At 63.1% G+C, this 16,283-nt stretch carries 22 protein-coding genes and 2 pseudogenes; 16 read left to right on the top strand and 8 right to left on the bottom strand.

Annotation, left to right across the window (positions count from 1 at the left end):
* Positions 1-104: 104 nt before the first annotated feature.
* The 3 genes from QMF22_RS10905 to QMF22_RS10900 form a co-directional block, all read right to left on the bottom strand.
* Positions 105-332 (bottom strand): hypothetical protein, encoded by a 228-nt coding sequence (locus tag QMF22_RS10905; protein WP_283453419.1) that lies wholly within the window; start codon positions 330-332, stop codon positions 105-107.
* A complete protein-coding gene (locus QMF22_RS17495) occupies positions 302-403 on the bottom strand; it encodes a DUF2461 family protein (protein ID WP_502846939.1) in 102 nt (33 codons plus the stop codon). The genes QMF22_RS10905 and QMF22_RS17495 overlap by 31 nt, the downstream gene beginning before the upstream one ends.
* A 149-nt stretch (positions 404-552) precedes the next feature.
* The gene (locus tag QMF22_RS10900; protein ID WP_283453417.1) at positions 553-1,038 is read right to left on the bottom strand and encodes a GNAT family N-acetyltransferase; all 486 of its coding nucleotides are present in this window, start codon (positions 1,036-1,038) and stop codon (positions 553-555) included.
* Positions 1,039-1,241: 203 nt separating this feature from the next.
* Between QMF22_RS10900 and QMF22_RS10895 the strand changes: the two genes are divergently transcribed.
* The 7 genes and pseudogenes from QMF22_RS10895 to QMF22_RS17490 all read left to right on the top strand — a co-directional run.
* On the top strand, positions 1,242-1,403 hold the full coding sequence (locus QMF22_RS10895) for a hypothetical protein (RefSeq protein WP_283453415.1): 162 nt from the start codon (positions 1,242-1,244) through the stop codon (positions 1,401-1,403).
* Positions 1,403-1,984 carry a YdeI/OmpD-associated family protein gene (locus QMF22_RS10890; protein WP_502846934.1) on the top strand — a complete coding sequence of 194 codons (582 nt, stop codon included), beginning with the start codon at positions 1,403-1,405 and terminating at the stop codon, positions 1,982-1,984. The genes QMF22_RS10895 and QMF22_RS10890 overlap by 1 nt, the downstream gene beginning before the upstream one ends.
* Before the next feature lie 316 nt (positions 1,985-2,300).
* The gene (locus tag QMF22_RS10885) at positions 2,301-2,933 is read left to right on the top strand and encodes an NAD(P)-dependent oxidoreductase (protein ID WP_283453411.1); all 633 of its coding nucleotides are present in this window, start codon (positions 2,301-2,303) and stop codon (positions 2,931-2,933) included.
* On the top strand, positions 2,933-3,373 hold the full coding sequence (locus QMF22_RS10880; RefSeq protein WP_283453409.1) for a MarR family winged helix-turn-helix transcriptional regulator: 441 nt from the start codon (positions 2,933-2,935) through the stop codon (positions 3,371-3,373). Before QMF22_RS10885 ends, QMF22_RS10880 begins: the two co-directional genes overlap by 1 nt.
* Positions 3,373-4,230, top strand: coding sequence for an SDR family oxidoreductase (locus tag QMF22_RS10875; RefSeq protein WP_283453407.1), 858 nt, complete (start codon positions 3,373-3,375; stop codon positions 4,228-4,230). The genes QMF22_RS10880 and QMF22_RS10875 overlap by 1 nt, the downstream gene beginning before the upstream one ends.
* A 478-nt stretch (positions 4,231-4,708) precedes the next feature.
* Positions 4,709-4,798: pseudogene (locus QMF22_RS10870) on the top strand (recombinase family protein); the annotation flags it as partial.
* Between the two features lie 359 nt (positions 4,799-5,157).
* Positions 5,158-5,361: pseudogene (locus QMF22_RS17490) on the top strand (three-helix bundle dimerization domain-containing protein); the annotation flags it as partial.
* On the opposite strand, the gene QMF22_RS17485 reads toward QMF22_RS17490, so the two are convergent.
* The gene (locus QMF22_RS17485) at positions 5,273-5,548 is read right to left on the bottom strand and encodes a three-helix bundle dimerization domain-containing protein (RefSeq protein WP_502846938.1); all 276 of its coding nucleotides are present in this window, start codon (positions 5,546-5,548) and stop codon (positions 5,273-5,275) included. The pseudogene QMF22_RS17490 and the gene QMF22_RS17485 overlap by 89 nt on opposite strands.
* A 118-nt stretch (positions 5,549-5,666) precedes the next feature.
* Here QMF22_RS17485 and QMF22_RS10865 point away from each other — a divergent pair, with 118 nt between their 5' ends.
* Entirely contained in the window at positions 5,667-7,220 is a 1,554-nt protein-coding gene (locus tag QMF22_RS10865) for an alkaline phosphatase PhoX (protein WP_283453406.1), read from the top strand.
* Positions 7,221-7,327: 107 nt separating this feature from the next.
* On the opposite strand, the gene QMF22_RS10860 is transcribed toward QMF22_RS10865, so the two are convergent.
* Together QMF22_RS10860 and QMF22_RS10855 are read right to left on the bottom strand one after the other, a co-directional pair.
* Entirely contained in the window at positions 7,328-8,101 is a 774-nt protein-coding gene (locus tag QMF22_RS10860) for a ParA family protein (protein WP_283453404.1), read from the bottom strand.
* Between the two features lie 249 nt (positions 8,102-8,350).
* Positions 8,351-8,668, bottom strand: a complete 318-nt coding sequence (locus QMF22_RS10855; protein ID WP_283453402.1) for a hypothetical protein — start codon at positions 8,666-8,668, stop codon at positions 8,351-8,353.
* A 125-nt stretch (positions 8,669-8,793) separates the two neighbouring features.
* Here QMF22_RS10855 and nadE point away from each other — a divergent pair, with 125 nt between their 5' ends.
* On the top strand, positions 8,794-9,615 hold the full coding sequence (gene nadE, locus QMF22_RS10850) for an NAD(+) synthase (protein WP_283453400.1): 822 nt from the start codon (positions 8,794-8,796) through the stop codon (positions 9,613-9,615).
* Between the two features lie 65 nt (positions 9,616-9,680).
* Here nadE and QMF22_RS10845 read toward each other — a convergent pair whose 3' ends face one another.
* Together QMF22_RS10845 and QMF22_RS10840 are read right to left on the bottom strand one after the other, a co-directional pair.
* Positions 9,681-10,430, bottom strand: coding sequence for a hypothetical protein (locus QMF22_RS10845; protein ID WP_283453398.1), 750 nt, complete (start codon positions 10,428-10,430; stop codon positions 9,681-9,683).
* 85 nt (positions 10,431-10,515) lie between these two features.
* Positions 10,516-10,791: a hypothetical protein gene (locus tag QMF22_RS10840; protein WP_283453396.1), complete on the bottom strand. Its 276-nt coding sequence runs from the start codon at positions 10,789-10,791 to the stop codon at positions 10,516-10,518.
* A 155-nt stretch (positions 10,792-10,946) separates the two neighbouring features.
* Between QMF22_RS10840 and msrA the strand changes: the two genes are divergently transcribed.
* The 7 genes from msrA to QMF22_RS10805 all read left to right on the top strand — a co-directional run bounded on the left by msrA (position 10,947) and on the right by QMF22_RS10805 (position 16,278).
* Positions 10,947-11,471, top strand: coding sequence for a peptide-methionine (S)-S-oxide reductase MsrA (msrA, locus tag QMF22_RS10835; protein WP_283453394.1), 525 nt, complete (start codon positions 10,947-10,949; stop codon positions 11,469-11,471).
* A gap of 208 nt (positions 11,472-11,679) precedes the next feature.
* Positions 11,680-12,210 (top strand): single-stranded DNA-binding protein, encoded by a 531-nt coding sequence (locus QMF22_RS10830; RefSeq protein ID WP_283453392.1) that lies wholly within the window; start codon positions 11,680-11,682, stop codon positions 12,208-12,210.
* A 72-nt stretch (positions 12,211-12,282) separates the two neighbouring features.
* Positions 12,283-12,798, top strand: a complete 516-nt coding sequence (locus QMF22_RS10825; protein ID WP_283453390.1) for a DUF6993 domain-containing protein — start codon at positions 12,283-12,285, stop codon at positions 12,796-12,798.
* 5 nt (positions 12,799-12,803) lie between these two features.
* On the top strand, positions 12,804-14,486 hold the full coding sequence (ettA, locus tag QMF22_RS10820) for an energy-dependent translational throttle protein EttA (protein WP_092339894.1): 1,683 nt from the start codon (positions 12,804-12,806) through the stop codon (positions 14,484-14,486).
* A gap of 17 nt (positions 14,487-14,503) precedes the next feature.
* Complete coding sequence (locus QMF22_RS10815) at positions 14,504-14,974, top strand: acyl-CoA thioesterase (RefSeq protein ID WP_092339895.1); 471 nt, start codon at positions 14,504-14,506, stop codon at positions 14,972-14,974.
* A gap of 93 nt (positions 14,975-15,067) precedes the next feature.
* Positions 15,068-15,577: a sigma-70 family RNA polymerase sigma factor gene (locus tag QMF22_RS10810; protein WP_283453386.1), complete on the top strand. Its 510-nt coding sequence runs from the start codon at positions 15,068-15,070 to the stop codon at positions 15,575-15,577.
* On the top strand, positions 15,574-16,278 hold the full coding sequence (locus tag QMF22_RS10805; protein WP_283453384.1) for an anti-sigma factor family protein: 705 nt from the start codon (positions 15,574-15,576) through the stop codon (positions 16,276-16,278). Before QMF22_RS10810 ends, QMF22_RS10805 begins: the two co-directional genes overlap by 4 nt.
* The last annotated feature ends 5 nt before the right edge of the window (positions 16,279-16,283 follow it).

The following is a 16,283-nucleotide window of genomic DNA, read 5'->3' as shown; positions in this document are numbered from 1 at the left end:
ATATGACTATCGTCGCGCACGGCGATCAAAGACGGGCTGGACATGGTGATGATTCCTGATTCTCGCCCTACGTCACACGGCGGACTTGCTCTTAGCTACTGGCCTCACCCAACCCTGACACGTAGGGGTCCTGGCCAGGATCGGGCGGCCCCGATGTGGGTGTCGCCCCACTCGATCAGCGCGTCAACGGCTTCTCGGATCTTCTCCGGCCCAGCGGTGACGGGGAGCGTGGTGAGTGCGCGCGCCAACTGGTCGCGGGTGGGCCGGTAAATGCCTCCGCCGGCCTCAAGGTGCTGGGCGCTCAGGGTGAGATTGACACCCCGACCGACCAAGCCCACATGCTGGCACTGGTCTTGTAGGGCGACTTATCGGCACTGAATCGGACATCCCGGTTGGGTTGCATCACCCGCCCGGGGCCGTAGGTCGGCTCCGCTTCACGGAGCAAATCCTCTAAGGGCTGGCGAGTATCGTCGCTCCTCAACGGCAGTCGAAACTCGATCGCGCCGGCCGGCACGACTTCTCCCGTCTGCGGACGATTCTGTGGCACGGCGTCTAGTGCAGGGGGTCGACTCGGAGGAGTTTCCGGAAGACGATCTTGTCGTCGCCGTCTGCCCAGTAGTCGCGGATTCTTCCTTCCTCCGTGTAGCCCTGTTTGGCGTAAAACTTTCGCGCAAGGTCGTACTGCTCGGTGGCGGACGTATCGACGATGATCAGCCGTGCACCTTGGCTTCGAAGGGTTTCCTCGACGGCGGTGATGAGGTGGGCACCGAACCCACGGCCCTGCACGTCGGGCTGTACAGCGATCATCGTGAGGTCCCAGACTCGGTCGGCAGCTGGCATCGGCTGAAAGTACGCCAGCGCCCGCAGAATGTCGTCCTCGATGTTCAAGAGGAGGGCATGACCCTCACTCGATTTCGAGTCAAAGAAATCCGAGAAGAGCTCCGTCAGAACGGAGCTGTCGTCCCTGTCAAACATTCGGCAGGCCACTAACAGGTCGATCATGTCACTGGTGGCGTCGGGTGTGGCGGGCCTGATCACGGTGCCTCTTCTCAGTTGGACCGGAACTTTGTGGACTGGTCGGTGGAAGACACCCTATGTCACCTGCCTGCCCGCGTGTACTCACGTGAGCGGTGTCCGTCGCACTCTCTGGCGGCGCCGCGTCCACACCTGCTTTACTGGTCGACATGGATGCAGACTCTTCACCTGCTGGGTACGAGGCAGGCCTCCCAGGATTGCACTCGGTGATGGTTCCGCTTCAACACCGCCTCGAGCTCACGGCTCTTGCTGTTTTCGAGCACGTGATCATTCGCTTCGCGACCGAAGTCACCTGGCACCGTCGCCTCCTCGACAGCGTCGACACATTCGGTGAAGTAGAAGCGCCAAATCACGAGGCCGGCGACTAGTGGGAGCGGGCGACCACCTCGAGTACGTCGAGGTTTTTTCAGCTGCCGAACTGCGAGCCTGGCTCCTCGCCCACCACAACCAGCGTGATGGAATCTGGGTTGTGACCTACAAGAAAGTGCGTCCCGACCGCTATTTTACCCACGACGCACTACTGGATGAACTCATCGCGTTCGGATGGACGGACGGCATCAGACGCCGCATCGACGACGAACAGAGCAGGCAACTCATCAGCCCGAGACGAACGCGGCCGTGGGCGAAAAGCTACAAAGACCGCGTGGAAAGACTCACCGCTGAGGGCCGCATGCACCCTGCCGGGTTGGCTGCCGTGACCAGCGCGAAAGCCTCCGGGATGTGGGACGCAATGAACGATGTCGACGCCCTCATCATCCCCGATGACCTCGCCGCCCACCTCGGCAAAAACCCGACCGCCGCCGAGCACTTCAACGCATTCAACCCGTCGACCCGGCGGAACATCCTCCGCTGGATCGCAACGACACGCACACCACAGACTCGTGAGAAACGAATCTCCCTGACCGTCACGGAAGCGCAGCAAGGCAGGGCAGCGAAAAGCAACGGCTGAGAAGCGCGGCGACTTCTGACTCAAGCAAGCTCGACAGCACTCAGAGGAGTTCTATGCTCACGGATGTTCCAACGCGATGAATCTGGTCGACGGCCAGTGTCAATCCGCCGTTCGCCCTCTAGCAAGCGCTCCGAGCGATCTACTCATTTCCAACATTCTGCAGTTAGGAATCGACCCTCCTACGTCGCTGCTCAAGCCTCTGCTCGTGGACCCTAAGCCGGTTACAAGCCTGTGGACAAGATGATTGGAGACACCGGCGGCGTTGACCGCGCTTCCGTGGAGCTCCACCAAAAAGTTTAGCGACTAAACTATTATTGTGTCCGTTATTAGTCTCTTTGGTGCCACAGGCAAGACTGGAAGCCGCGTGCTCGCGCGCGCGCTCGATGCGGGCTTGGAGGTACGCGCTCTCGTCCGGGACCCCGGCAAGCTGACGATGTCCTCTCCACGACTCACGGTTATTCGGGGAGACGTCCTCGACACAGCAGACGTCGACCGCACGGTGCGGGGCTCGGATGCTGTGCTCAGCCTCTTCGGGCAGGTGAAAGGCTCTCCTCACACCTTGCAGACGACCGGGACAGCGCTGATTGTGGCGGCCATGGAGCGCCACGGTGTGACTCGCGTCGTCACCCTGTCCGGTGGAGGGCTCCCGGCACCGTCCGACCGTCCCGGTGCGCCTGACGTGATCATCCGGTTCTTGCTAAAAACTCTCTCCGGCCACGTGTTGGCCGATGCCAAAGGCCACCTGGCCGTACTGGAGTCTTCCGGACTGGATTGGACGGTTGTCCGCGGTCCGCGCCTAACCGACAAGCCCGGTACGGGCTCCTACCGGATTGGATGGGTTGGGGTGAACGCCAGCACGCAGATCAGCCGTGATGACTTGGCCGACTTCATCATTACGCAGATCGATGGCCGCACCAACATTGGCCAGCTGCCGTTTGTGAGCGCCTGATGGACACTCTGACCACCGACCGCGCCACGCAGATCGACCGCGTACTGGAATCGATTATCACGTTTTCCCGAGCATTGGCTCGCCCCCGGATGACACCGTTTGGTGATGCCGTTCTGACCCGGACCCAGCTGGAGATCCTGTTCGTGCTGGCCCACGCGACCGAGCCGGTAGCCCCCGGCCGCCTCGCCGCGACGGTAAATGTCACACCGGGTGCGATTACTCAGACCATGGACCAGCTGCGCGACCAGCATCTCGTCGAGCAGTCGCCCTCCGACCTCGATGGGCGCGTTCGTGTGTGGCGACTGACAGATTCCACGGCCACCCAGGTCGCTGCGTTCGAGGCGGCAACGATCCTGCGAACGACTCCATGGTTCATCTCTCTCTCACCCGACGAGCTCGAAACGCTGGCGGCGCTGATCAGCCGGGTCGAGGTCGCGTGATGGGAGCGGTTTTCGTCACCGGCGCGACCGGCACGGTCGGCTCCGCAGTCGTCAAACACCTGCTCGAGCTCGGGCAGTCGGTAATCGCAGGCATCCGAGACCCGCACGACACCGACCGGATACCGCCCGGGGCAGAGGCCAGAGCATTCTCGTTCGAGGATGCACCGGAGATCATTGAGCAGGCGCTCGAAGGGGCGGATCGATTGTTCCTCATGCGTCCGCCGGCAATTTCGGATGTGCAAGGGAAACTTTTCCCAGTCATCGACGCGGCGCAGCACCGCGGCATCCGGCAGATCGCGTTCCTCTCACTACAAGGCGTGCAGGTTAACCGGAAAACGCCGCATCACTCCGTCGAGAATTACATGCGTTCAGTGCGGAGCCCCTACACGTTCCTGCGGCCGAACTTCTTTATGCAGAACTTGTCTACAACGTACGCCGGACCGATTCGCCAACGTGGCGAGATCTTTGTCCCCGCCGGCAGGTCGCGGACCGCGTTCATCGACGCTCGCGATGTCGGCCGGGCCGCCGCCGCAACCCTCACCCACCCCGGGCACATCGAAAAGGCCTATACGCTGTCAGGTCCACAGAGCCTCAGCTACCACGCAGTGGCCGAGACCATGACCGACGTACTCGGTCGACTCATTCGCTACGACAGACCCAGCGAAGACGCGTACCTGGCTCAGCTCGCCGCAGACGGCGCCCCCGATGACTACATCGTCGTCCAGAAAATGATCCACAAAGTCGTCCGGCTCAACATCTCGGCGTTTCCAAACCATTCCGTCCACAAGCTCACCGGACGGCCCGCGATCACACTGAAAGAGTTCGTCGGCGATTACGCGGACGCTTGGAAAGTCTGACCGCCCTACAGCCTGCGAGACCGGGTTGAGATGCCGCTGGATACCGCCTCACGTGAACAAGCGCGACCAACAACGCCAGCCTCATTTGGTCGCCTCCAACTCAAATCGGCGGCGCCATCGGCATCGCGACGCTCACCACAGTCTTCTTTACCTTGGCGAACAGCGGGCAAGACCGTGGGCTGAGTTCGCGCGGCCCGGCCTTTGGAGCCGTTCTCATTACATCGGCGGTCATCTATGTCGTCGCTGCCCTGGTGATGTTGCTGCTTCCGAAAGCTGCGCCAGCCCGCCAATAGGATCGGCCGGCAGAGTCGCCCTGTTCAGTTCATCGAGTGCGATGCACGCGGCGCTGGGCCGCCGGGGCGGCCCGAGACCCCGCATCGCGTATTGCTCGGCACATAAGTTCTACCCCCGCGCCCGCAAGACGACCCCGACTGCGGGGACTATTGATCCGTTCACAGCAGTGCTGCACGGTTTCGCCGTGGATGGATTACTAATTGGATACGCACGCGTTTCCACGGAGGAACAAGATCTCACCGCCCAACAAAACGCCCTGGAACGGCTGGGCGTTAGTTAGATCGCTACTAAGCCGGGTGGCATGCGACCATACAGGAAACCACCTCGGTCAGACCAGGTGCCGACGCCTCATGCCCGCCGGTGAGCATTCGGATCCAAAGAGGGACTCTCGCGGCCCGGTAGGCAACCGCGGTGATCAAGGTTGTCTGCCTGTAAGGTGGCGGAACCGATGCCGTTGCGGTGCCGATAATTCGCGCGGCGGGCAGAAGTCGGTGGGTGCGCATCCGCGTGGCTCCGAGACGCGCCAGCCCTGCGATTCAAACTATGAGCCCCTTTTGGGGGATGGTTCTGGCTCGGATGGAGACGGAAACACGGTCACAATGAGATAGGGACGCAAAGCAGGAGAAGAATGCGGTCGACGATGTGGTGCGTCGGCTTGAGGTTAGGTACGCCGATCTTCCGACAGGTCGGGTCAAATCTGTCGTGACGGCGTGCCACGCCTCGCTGTCCAATAAGCCCATCCGGGACTTCATTCCCGTGCTCGTAGAACACGCAGCGCGGTCCCAGCTTCGCGGCGAACGACGAGCAGCGCCGTACATAGCCCCGCACGCCGCGTAACGCGCAGGCTGCGCGGCTGCTGATTACGTTGATCGCCGAGAATATGGTCATCCTTGACGCTGTGTTCAACGAGGACGGGTACGAAATCTCGTACGGGTCGTCCGTACAAGGCTTCGTGCTCCTCGCGGGCGGACTGATCATGCGGTCGCGCTACCGCCGACGCCGGAAATGTGTATCTCTTCTGCAGCCGTTCCGCCCGCGTGTTTCACCCCCATTCAAGGGCTATTAACGCTACGTATACCTGGGGGGAGTTGTCTGTGCTGTGGGTCGGGCAATTGCCCTTCCAGAGCTTGGAGGAGGACACGATGAAGTATTCGAAACTGGGCGTGACCACAACGGTGGGCCTGCTGCTTGGAACGGCCGTCTTGGCCGCGTCCGCCGTGCCGGCTGCAGCGATTCCCGAGGCTAGCCTCACCGGTGTGGCAGCGAATTCGGCTTTCGGCCTGCAGAATAATGTGCTGGCAGTTGGCCTCACGCAAAGCGCGGTGGCATATGGCCAGCTGCCGCTGACTAATCCCGACGGCGGCATTTCCCACTACGGCTACAACACCGTCAGCGGCGGTCCCCTCACTCAGGACCCGGCCGAGGCCTTCAAAACGGAGCCCGATAAGAACGTGTACCTCGTGTTCGGCGGAAAGCACTATCTTTTCCAAGGCCACGAAGGCGCACCTCAGGGCTACGTCACACGCATCAACCTGGACGAACCGGACCTCACCAAGCGTGTGACCCTGATCGCGAGCACCCGATCCGACGGACAGCCGGTTCCCACCTTTGACGGCATCACCTGGGATCCCTTCACCCAGCAGCTTCTCGTGACCGCTGAGGCGGCCGCGCCGGTCGGTGGTGTGTTCGCCATTTCACTCGACGCCAACGGTGATCCCGTCGACAGCACGCTAGTTCCTCTCCCGGCCCTGGGCTCGGGCGGGTACGAGGGCGTGCAGAATGACTCGGCCGGGAACGTCTGGTTGGTCGAGGACATCGGTGGTGCCGCAGCCGGAGGCGGGAAAGTGCCTAACAGCTTCGTCTACCGTTTCACCCCCACAACGGTCGACGATCTGTCCGCGGGAACACTTCAAGCGCTGCAGGTGCAGAGAAGTGACGGCACGGCTGTGACCGCCAAGCAACTCGCCGACAACCCCTCTGACTCGTTCATCAGCGACCTGCACCATTACGGCACATCATTCTCAACGAAGTGGGTGACGGTCCCCTTGGGCGCCGACAGCAACGCCACAGCCGGAGCTGCCGCGGCTGGTGCCACCCCGTTCAAACGCCCCGAGAACGGCGTCTTCCGCCCCGGAACAAACTTCGGCGAGTTCTATTTCACCGAAACGGGTGACACCGACAGTGCAAGCACACTGCCCGGCGCATACGGCGGCATCTTCCGCCTGACGCAATCCGCACCGACGTCCCAGACTGGCACGCTCGCTCCGGTTTTCCTCGGCGATTTGACGCACACGGGCCTGGACAACATCCAGTTCGCAAGGAAGGACAAGCTGCTCGTGGTTGAGGACGCCGGCGACAAGCTGCACGCTCAGCGAGACGCTCTCGACTCCGGCTACCTGCTCGACGTTGGAACCCACCGCAAGAACGGGCCGACGGCGGTTCGTTGGCTGGCCGAGGGCCGCGACGCGTCAGCGGCCTACGACCACACCTTCAGCCCCGGTTACAACGATGGCGACAACGAAATCACCGGAATCCATATATCCAACGGTGACGTGACAACCGCCGGAATTCTTGGAGCACAGGTTCCGCAACTGGTCTCTGGGCAATATCGCACCTTTTGGACTCAGCAGCATGGTGACAACGTGACCTGGGAACTTCACGCCCCCGCGGGCACACACAACAGCGGCCTCGAGTAGTAGTCGTACCCGCTGCCCTACACGAGGGTGATGCCCCAGCGCGAACCGCGGCCGGGGCATCACCCGCAAAAATGGAGTTTCGGCCTGATGCGGGACTGTCCGTGACCTCAGCGCGCACGCAATCTTTTCGGTGCAGCCCGTTTCACGTTCGACGAGGTGCGGACATGCTCCCAGAGTTCCGCGAACACGCGGGCGGCCTCGGTGCCGGGAGCGTACGATCCCACCGGAGCGCGCTCGGAACCCATCCGTTCGATCACAACGGCCGAGGGGACCACAATGTCGATCACCTGCGGATGTTCACGCGGCAGAGTCTCGGCAGTCAAGCGGTGCGAAAGTTTGCGGCGGTCCACCATTGACAGGAATGCAAAGACCTTGGGTGGATTGTCGGAATCCGCGATAATCTCGTTGACTTGGTCCAGTGACCGAAGCGAGAGGGGCGACGGAACGAGAGGCAGCACGACGAGGTCGGCGGCGTTCAGGGCGTTTTCAGCGACGCGGGATTCGCCGGGCGGGCAGTCCAAGATCACGACGTCATAGTCCTTGGCGACAGATTCGAGCACCTTGGCGATACGGTGAGTGGACTTTTTCGCCGCGTTCAGGACGAGGTCTAAGTCGCGGTATGTTTCGTCCGCTGGTAGTACGGCAAGATTTTTGTAGGCCGTCGACCGGATCGCGACGTCCATCTCGGTCTTCCCTCGGATCAAGGAGTTCACGCCGCCCTTGACCCGCGGCTTTACGTTGAGCACATAGGTTGAAGCGCCTTGCGGGTCGAGATCCCAGAGCAGCACCCGGCATTCCCGTGACGCTTCCCAGGCTAGATTGACGGCCGCCGTTGTCTTGCCGACCCCGCCCTTGGTGCTGTACACCGCAACCGTCTTCATGCCCCCATCCTAGGAGCACACGGCATGCGGGGAACGTCGCGATGGGTGCCCGCGGCCGATAGGGTGGGGCCGGATATTCTTGACCGGATCGACAATCTCGTGCCCCCTGGCCGGTTCTACAGTGTTGGTAGGAAACCTTTCTAGCGCGCTGTCGCCCGTTGCGATGGTAGGACTTCAGTCCTTCAGATTCTTGTTGCCGAAAGTCTGAAAAGCCATGTTCGAATTCATTCTGGCTGCCACCGCTCGCTACTACTTCTTCTTGCGTCGGTTCATGCCGCAGTAGGTGCCCAACTCGTCGGTCACATTTTCGAGGCCGACCACGTCGCCGTAGTCCAGGGAGAGTTCGGAACTGCAGCCGGCGGGCGCGGCGGCAGTCGGCTGCGCGGTCTGCTCAGCAGTAGTCGCATCCGCTTCGTCATTCGTGGCGGCGGCGCACCCGCCGAGTCCGGCCGAGAGAATTCCGGACACAGCGATTGCCAGTGCGGACCGGCTGAACCTGCGAACCGTTCTGCCGGATCGTTCTTCGCTGAACTCCCCGTGCACGCTGTACGTGTTCTTGACAATCATTTTTGCGTCCCCCGAGCGGTCTTTGTCCGACAGTAAAGGAGAATTTCGCCACGATGCGCCGGTACTCCGGTGCCGATCTCGAGGGAGGCCGCAGCGCAAATTCTCGAGGATTGCTAGATTCAAGTATGCGAGAACTTCAGGCGCGAATCATCGCGGAACTCAACGTCTCACCCACCATCGACCCGGCCGCCGAAGTACGCCGCCGGGTGAAATTCCTTAAGGAATACCTCAAGCACACCGGTGCTCAGGGGCTCGTGCTCGGCATCAGCGGCGGCCAGGACTCTACGCTGGCCGGTCGGCTGTGTGCACTGGCCGTCGACGAACTCGCCGCAGAGGGGCATCCGGCCACTTTTGTCGCCGTGCGCCTGCCCTACGCGGTGCAGCGCGACGAAGCGGATGCCCAACTCGCGTTGGATTTCATCCGCCCGCCCTCGCAGGCCACCTTCAACATTGAGTTCGCCGTCGATGGGTTCGAGAGCGAATTCCTGGCGAGCCTGGACGTGGCCATGACGGACTTCACCAAGGGCAACGTCAAGGCCCGCTCCCGCATGATCGCCCAGTATGCGCTGGCCGGCCAGCTCGGCCTGCTCGTGGTCGGAACCGACCATGCGGCAGAGGCCGTCACCGGCTTTTTCACCAAGTACGGCGACGGCGGCACCGACATTCTGCCGCTCACTGGGCTCACCAAGCGCCAGGGCCGCGCCCTGCTGATGGAGCTGGGTGCGCCCGAACAGCTCTACCTGAAGGACCCCACCGCGGACCTGCTCGACCACACTCCCGGTCAGACCGACGAGGCCAATCTCGGCCTGCAGTACGAGCACATCGACGATTTCCTCGAGGGTCAGTCGGTCGACGACGAGGTGGCCGAGGCTATCGAGGCGCGCTATCTCAGCACCGAGCACAAGCGGCGGGTGCCGGCCTCACTGTTTGACGAGTGGTGGCAGTAGGCCCAACATAAAAGCGAGCCGGTTAGCGCTGGGAAGCGCCGACCGGCTCGTTTCGTGTGTCGCGACTACAGGGTCGGGGCCGCCGAGGAACGCGTGAGCGGGTCGGTGCCGCGCACCTCGAGTTTGTTGACGTCGTCGAGCAGACGCTGGGTTTCTGCTCCGGCGTCCGACGCTGATGCCGGAGCGCGGTTGACGGCTGCAGGCGTGAGCGGTGCGACCCGCACCGGTGCCGGCGCCGAATCGGCGGCGTTGTACTGGTCGTGGTGCTGCTGCGCCACCCACGCTTCCTGCTCGGCGAGCAGGCTCTTCTCGGTGGAGGAGTTCTGCGACTTCCAGCGATCGAGATCGCCCTGGAAGATCTTGCGAGCGCGAGCCGGCTTGTTCTGCCATTCGACGAGGCGATCGCGAAACTCGACCAGTGCCGGTTCCAGCTGGTAGCCGAATGTCGCGGAGGTGCGCTTGAGTTCGTACAGTTCGTGGGCGGCCCAGTTTGCCGCGATGCCCGATCCGCGAATCGGCAGCAACCGCACCTGGATGTCGGCCTGGCCGACCGCCCGGTCGCTCATTACCTGCTCCTGCGGTGTCAGCGAATTCCAGACGGATGCCTCGGTCGCGGCATCGACGAGGGTCGCGATCGCGGCCACTTTGATCTCGCGATCTCGCTGGGTGACGAGCCGTTTGACGGCGCCGCGCGAGATCAACGCGGCCAGCACGCTGGCAATGACGATCGCGCCGATGAACACGACCGCGGTAAAAACCATCGGTTGGGTGCTCACGTCGGTAAACCAGGCTACGAAGTTATTCCACCATTCCATGTGCTGGATTTTATCCGCGCCGACCCCATTTGTCGGGGATCAGACGCGGCGTGCCTTCAACCCGCCTCTGGAACACGTAGCCGCGTCAACGGAAGCAGTCCACCGCATCGTCGATGCGACAAAACACGCCGAGTTCGCGGGTGCGGGTCGCGAAGACGACGCGCCTGGCGCTGAACCGGTCGCCGTAAGCGCCGCCAGTATCAGCACCGCCTTTATAGGCACTGGCCTCGCGTTCGATGTAGCCGACGACAGCGCCGACCGGGTCGACGATGCGCCACAGCCCGTCACGCACGAGGATGAACCGGCGGCCAGGTACTGCTGGAAATGCTGAGTGAATAACGGGTGCGATGAGAGTGGTCATGAGTGCTCCTGACCTACTGGTTCAGCGGTTACCCGGCCGGCCGCGGGTATTTCCTTTACCGTATGGGCGACCACCGACATCCGCTTTCGGCGAACACAGGGCCGGAGTGCCGGCTCGACCTGTGGCTTCGACGGGGGACGAGTTAGGGTAGACGGGTGCAAACTTTTGTGGTCGCAGGTGGATGTTTCTGGTGTCTCGATGCTGTGTATCGGGTGTTACGGGGAGTGAGCGACGTGGTGTCGGGGTATACCGGCGGCACGACCGCCAACCCGAACTATGAGTCGGTCTGCACCGGGCGCACCGGGCACGCCGAAGCCGTCGCGGTTACCTTCGACCCCGACGTCATTCCGGCGAGCGTCATTCTCGACGTGTTCTTCACGCTGCATGACCCCACCCAGCTCAACCGTCAGGGCAACGACGTCGGAACCCAATACCGGTCGGCCATGTTCTACACCGACGACGCGCAGAAGCAGCTGTTTGAAACGGCCCGCGACCGGGCGACCGAATGGTGGGGCTCCGGCATCACGACCACGATCGAGCCGCTCGGCGACTACCATGAGGCCGAGGACTACCACCAAGACTTCTTCAACAAGAATCCCGGGCAGGGCTACTGCATGGCCGTCGCCGTGCCGAAGGTCAACAAGATCCGCAAGTCGTACTCCGAGTACCTGGTCAGCTAGCCTCTCCTCCCCAATCAGTGAGTAGCTGAGTTCTCCACGGATTTACGCGGGTCCAAGCGGGTCGTCCGTTCCGGGCGGCACACTCACTGTGTGCGGCCCGGGTTCGACAAAGACTGGCACGAGTTGTTGTTCCCGGGTCGTGTGCGCCGGCGGTTCGCTGGGCGCCGCGCGCTTGCGTGTTCACGCAATCACCGTGCCGGGAGAAACCATGAGCGACAGCATCACAATATCCGGCGTTATTGGCACCGTTCCCCACCTGATCTTTGGCAAGAACGGGATCCCGATCACCTCGTTTCGGTTGGCCTCCCGCCAGAGCCACCGTGACAAGGCCAAAGACGAATGGATAGTCGACGAAAGCTGCTGGTATTCCGTCACGACCTTTAGGCAGCTGGCCACGAACGCGGGAAAATCGCTCAGCAAGGGCGAGCACGTTGTCGTCACCGGACGGCTGGTCATTCGCCAATGGAACAACGCCGAAAAATCCGGGACGTCCGTTGAGATCATTGCTGATTCTGTCGGCCACGACCTGGCCTGGTACACCACGACGCCGGTGCGCAGCGGGGCGCCAGCACGAGCCGAGGCCACGCCCACCGAGCCGGATCCGGTTGAACCCTTCGAATCCGCTGAAGCAGCTGCCGCCTATGGGGCCGACCCGGGGGAGATCGACCGGTCCGGAGACGGGTTTGTCCCCGTCGACACCGATGCTGATCAGGACGCGTATGCCCGTTTAGACTCGTAGCATCGTCCACGCGCGTGGACTAGGGGGAGGCAGTTCGTGAGCGCGGCACAACCAGTACGGCAGAATATGACCGTGAGAACAGCACGGTGGTCTGCACGCCGCCCGCGGTACACCGTGGTAGTCGTGGCGGCGGTACTGCTGCTCGGAGTCGGCTTGACCGCGTGCACCGGCGCCCCGGCCGAAGCGCCAGCGACCAGTGGCACGGCGCAGGCCAGTTCCGCCGCACCGGAGCCCTCGGCAACTCCGGCGCCCGACCCGGTACTGCTGCCCGACGGAAGCGCGTCCGAGAACCTCGTCTACTTCAACTTTCTCGCTGCCGCTGTCACCAAGGCCAACCCCAACGCTGACGGGCGCGCCTACATCGACGCGCTCGTGGCTGGCGGGTTCGACCGAACGGCTATGGAAGTGTCCTTCGATCGAACCCAGGCCGACCTGGCCGCCGACTCAATCCAGTTCTCGGTGCGATTCAATGGCGAATGCCTGATTGGGCAGATCGGGCCGGCCAGCGACGGCTTCCACAGCGTGGTCGCGCCCATTCTGTCCACCGGATTGTGTCTCGTCGGGTCCACCCGGCAAATAGACTGGTAAATACTATGGCCGAATTTATTTACTCAATGGTCCGCGCTCGCAAGGCGATCGGCGAAAAGCTGATTCTTGACGACGTCACCATGTCCTTTTTTCCCGGTGCCAAGATCGGTGTGGTCGGCCCCAACGGTGCCGGAAAGTCCACGATCCTCAAGATCATGGCGGGCCTGGACACCCCCAGCAACGGTGAGGCGAGACTCTCCCCGGGCTACACCGTCGGCATCCTCATGCAGGAGCCGCAGCTCGACGAGAGCAAGACCGTGCTGGAGAACGTGCAGGAAGGCGTGGGGCCGATCAAGGCCAAGGTCGACCGGTTCAACGAGATCAGCCTCGCCCTCGGCGAACCCGACGCCGACTTCGACACCCTGCTCGCCGAAATGGGCGTGCTGCAGGAAGCCATCGACGCAGCGGATGCCTGGGACCTCGACTCCCAGCTCGAACAGGCCATGGACGCCCTGCGCACGCCGCCGGGCGACTCCGAAGTCTCCAACCTCTCCGGTGGTGAGAAGCGCCGGGTGGCTCTGACCAAGCTGCTGCTGCAGAAGCCCGACCTGCTCCTCCTCGACGAGCCCACTAACCACCTCGACGCCGAGAGCGTGCTGTGGCTCGAGCAGCACCTGGCCAAGTACCCGGGCGCCGTGCTCGCCGTCACTCACGACCGGTACTTCCTCGACCACGTGGCCGAATGGATCGCCGAGATCGACCGCGGACACCTCTACCCGTACGAGGGCAACTACTCGACCTACCTCGAGAAGAAGCAGGAACGTCTGCTCGTGCAGGGCAAGAAAGACGCGAAGCTATCCCGGCGACTCGCCGACGAGCTCGAGTGGGTGCGTTCCAACGCCAAGGGCCGCCAGGTGAAGTCGAAGGCCCGCCTGGCCCGCTATGAAGAAATGGTCACCGCCGCCGAAAGCACCCGCAAGCTCGACTTCGAAGAAATCGTGATTCCGGTCGGCCCGCGCCTCGGCGCACAGGTCATCGATGCGAGCAAGTTGGAGAAGGGCTTCGACGGGCGCATGCTCATCGAGAATCTCAGCTTCACGCTGCCGCGCAACGGTATCGTCGGTATCATCGGCCCGAACGGCGTGGGAAAGACCACTCTGTTCAAGACCATCGTCGGCAAGGAACCCCTCGATGGCGGCGAACTGCGAATCGGTGAAACGGTCGACATCTCCTACGTCGACCAGGACCGCGGCGGCATCGACCCGAATAAAACCCTGTGGGAGGTCGTCTCCGACGGCCAGGACTACATCCAGGTCGGCAAGACCGAGATACCCTCGCGCGCCTACGTATCGACCTTCGGTTTCAAGGGACCTGACCAGCAGAAGAAGGCCGGTGTGCTCTCCGGTGGTGAGCGCAACCGCTTGAACCTGGCGCTCACCCTCAAGCAGGGCGGCAACCTGCTGCTCCTCGACGAGCCCACTAACGACCTCGACGTCGAAACGCTCGGTTCGCTCGAAAACGCGCTGCTCGAATTTCCGGGTTGCGCCGTGGTGATCACTCACGACCGGTGGTTCCTCGACCGGGTGGCCACGCACATCCTCTCGTACGAGGGCACCGACGACAACCCAGCCAACTGGTACTGGTTCGAGGGCAACTTCGAGTCCTACGAGCAGAACAAGATTGAGCGGCTCGGACCGGATGCGGCCAAGCCGCATCGCTCCGCCTACCGCAAGCTCACCCGCGACTAACAAAAAAGGGAGACCGTGTGAAGCTGCACGTACCGATTCGCCTGCGTTGGTCCGACCTCGACGCCTACGGTCACGTCAACAATTCTGAGATGCTGCGACTGCTCGAGGAGGCGCGCATCCTGGCTTTCTGGGTGACCGAAGACGACGGTGCGATCGGCGCGAGCACGGCCGTGCTTGACGGCCGCCCGGGTGCGGCAACGCTCACGCTGATCGCCCGGCAGGAGATCGAATATCTGGCGCCGGTTCCGTACCTGCGTCAGCCGCTGGACGTTCGACTCTGGCTGGGCAAACTCGGCGGCGCCAGCCTCGACGTCTGCTACGAGGTGTGCAGCCCCGACGGCGTCACGCCCGAGGTGCTGTACGCCCGGGCGAACACCACGATTGTGCTCGTTGATGCGGCGAGCGAACGCCCCCGCCGCATCAACGACACCGAACGCGCGGCGTGGACTCCCTATCTCGACGCTCCGATCGAGTTCGCCCGACGCTGACAAATACCCCATTCGGCGGCTCCAATTGCCGCGATATGCGGGTATTACTGAACCGAACACGCGTCCGTCGCGTGTTAAGCAGGGGAGGTAGTCATGGCTGATGAGCGCGCCGAACTTCTGCAGGCCCTGCACGACGAACACGCGCCGCTTCTGTGGCGCTATGTTGTGCGGTTGACGCACGATCCGGCCCTTGCCGATGACGTCGTGCAGGAGACCCTGCTGCGCGCCTGGCGACGCCCCCGCCTGCTCGACCAGACCGAGGTGTCGGCTCGGGCCTGGCTGTTCACGGTGGCTCGCAACCTCGTGATCGACGACCGACGCTCGGCCAGGGCCCGGCACGAGATCCCCACCGATCAGCTGCCCGAGGTGCCCACCGACGACCAGACCGACGCACTGCTCGATGCCTGGCTGGTCGCGGATGCCCTGCACGACCTCTCACCCGACCACCGGGCGGTCATTGTCTGCGCGTACTATCGAGGCCAGTCCGTGGCCGAGACCGCGCGGGACCTGGTCATTCCCGAAGGCACCGTGAAGTCCAGGCTGCACTACGGCCTGCGAGCCCTCCGGCTCGCACTGCAAGAGCGAGGAGTGACGGAGCGATGAACACTCCAACAGATCTGTACACGGACTGGGACGGCGCCTACGTGCTCGGCGCCCTCTCACCGGCCGACCGCCGGGACTACGAACGTCACCTCAATGACTGCGTCGCCTGCAGCCAGGCGGTCGCTCACCTCGTGGGTCTTCCTGGGCTGCTCGCCCAGGTGCCGCTCGATCAGGCCCTGCAACTCGGCCAGCCCGCTGATTCCCGAACGGATCCCGCCCCCTCCGCCACCCTGCTGCCCCGCCTCGTGCAGGCAGCCAGAGTCCGCACTCGGCGCGCCCGCCTGCTCGCCGCTGGCGCGGTGGTGGCCGCCGCTGCGATCGCGGCATCCGCTGCCCTCGTCCTGCCGGGCTGGCTCGATCAGCCCGGTCAGAGCATCACCGAACCGGCCGTAGCCATGACCGCTGTGATTCCCAGCCCGCTCACGGCCTCGTTTCGCCTGACCGGCGAAGAGTGGGGTACGCGCATCGACGCGAACTGCAGCTACGCGCGCGGCGGGGATGATTTCGGCGCGCAGCCCTACGCCCTGTTCGTCACCGACCGGGACGGCCAGGAGACCCTCGTGGCCAGCTGGATCTCCGGTCCCGGCAGCACCATCAGCGCGGCCGCCACCACGAGCGTGTCCGAAAACGACATCGCGAGCGTGGATATTCGGTGGATGCCCGACGAGAAGGTGCTGCTCGAATCCAAACCCAGCTGGTAGCGCTC

The sequence above is a fragment of the Cryobacterium sp. PH31-L1 genome (assembly GCF_030063145.1).
Lineage (GTDB): Bacteria > Actinomycetota > Actinomycetes > Actinomycetales > Microbacteriaceae > Cryobacterium.
This window is presented reverse-complemented; position numbering and strand designations above follow the sequence as displayed.

Coding starts and splice junctions, on each gene's coding strand:
- QMF22_RS17495 (WP_502846939.1), bottom strand. CDS start 403: ATGCAACCCAACCGGGATGTCCGATTCAGTGCCGATAAGTCGCCCTAC.
- QMF22_RS10880 (WP_283453409.1), top strand. CDS start 2,933: ATGGACACTCTGACCACCGACCGCGCCACGCAGATCGACCGCGTACTG.
- QMF22_RS10875 (WP_283453407.1), top strand. CDS start 3,373: ATGGGAGCGGTTTTCGTCACCGGCGCGACCGGCACGGTCGGCTCCGCA.
- QMF22_RS10865 (WP_283453406.1), top strand. CDS start 5,667: ATGAAGTATTCGAAACTGGGCGTGACCACAACGGTGGGCCTGCTGCTT.
- QMF22_RS10860 (WP_283453404.1), bottom strand. CDS start 8,101: ATGAAGACGGTTGCGGTGTACAGCACCAAGGGCGGGGTCGGCAAGACA.
- QMF22_RS10855 (WP_283453402.1), bottom strand. CDS start 8,668: ATGATTGTCAAGAACACGTACAGCGTGCACGGGGAGTTCAGCGAAGAA.
- nadE (WP_283453400.1), top strand. CDS start 8,794: ATGCGAGAACTTCAGGCGCGAATCATCGCGGAACTCAACGTCTCACCC.
- QMF22_RS10845 (WP_283453398.1), bottom strand. CDS start 10,430: ATGGAATGGTGGAATAACTTCGTAGCCTGGTTTACCGACGTGAGCACC.
- QMF22_RS10840 (WP_283453396.1), bottom strand. CDS start 10,791: ATGACCACTCTCATCGCACCCGTTATTCACTCAGCATTTCCAGCAGTA.
- QMF22_RS10830 (WP_283453392.1), top strand. CDS start 11,680: ATGAGCGACAGCATCACAATATCCGGCGTTATTGGCACCGTTCCCCAC.
- ettA (WP_092339894.1), top strand. CDS start 12,804: ATGGCCGAATTTATTTACTCAATGGTCCGCGCTCGCAAGGCGATCGGC.
- QMF22_RS10810 (WP_283453386.1), top strand. CDS start 15,068: ATGGCTGATGAGCGCGCCGAACTTCTGCAGGCCCTGCACGACGAACAC.
- QMF22_RS10805 (WP_283453384.1), top strand. CDS start 15,574: ATGAACACTCCAACAGATCTGTACACGGACTGGGACGGCGCCTACGTG.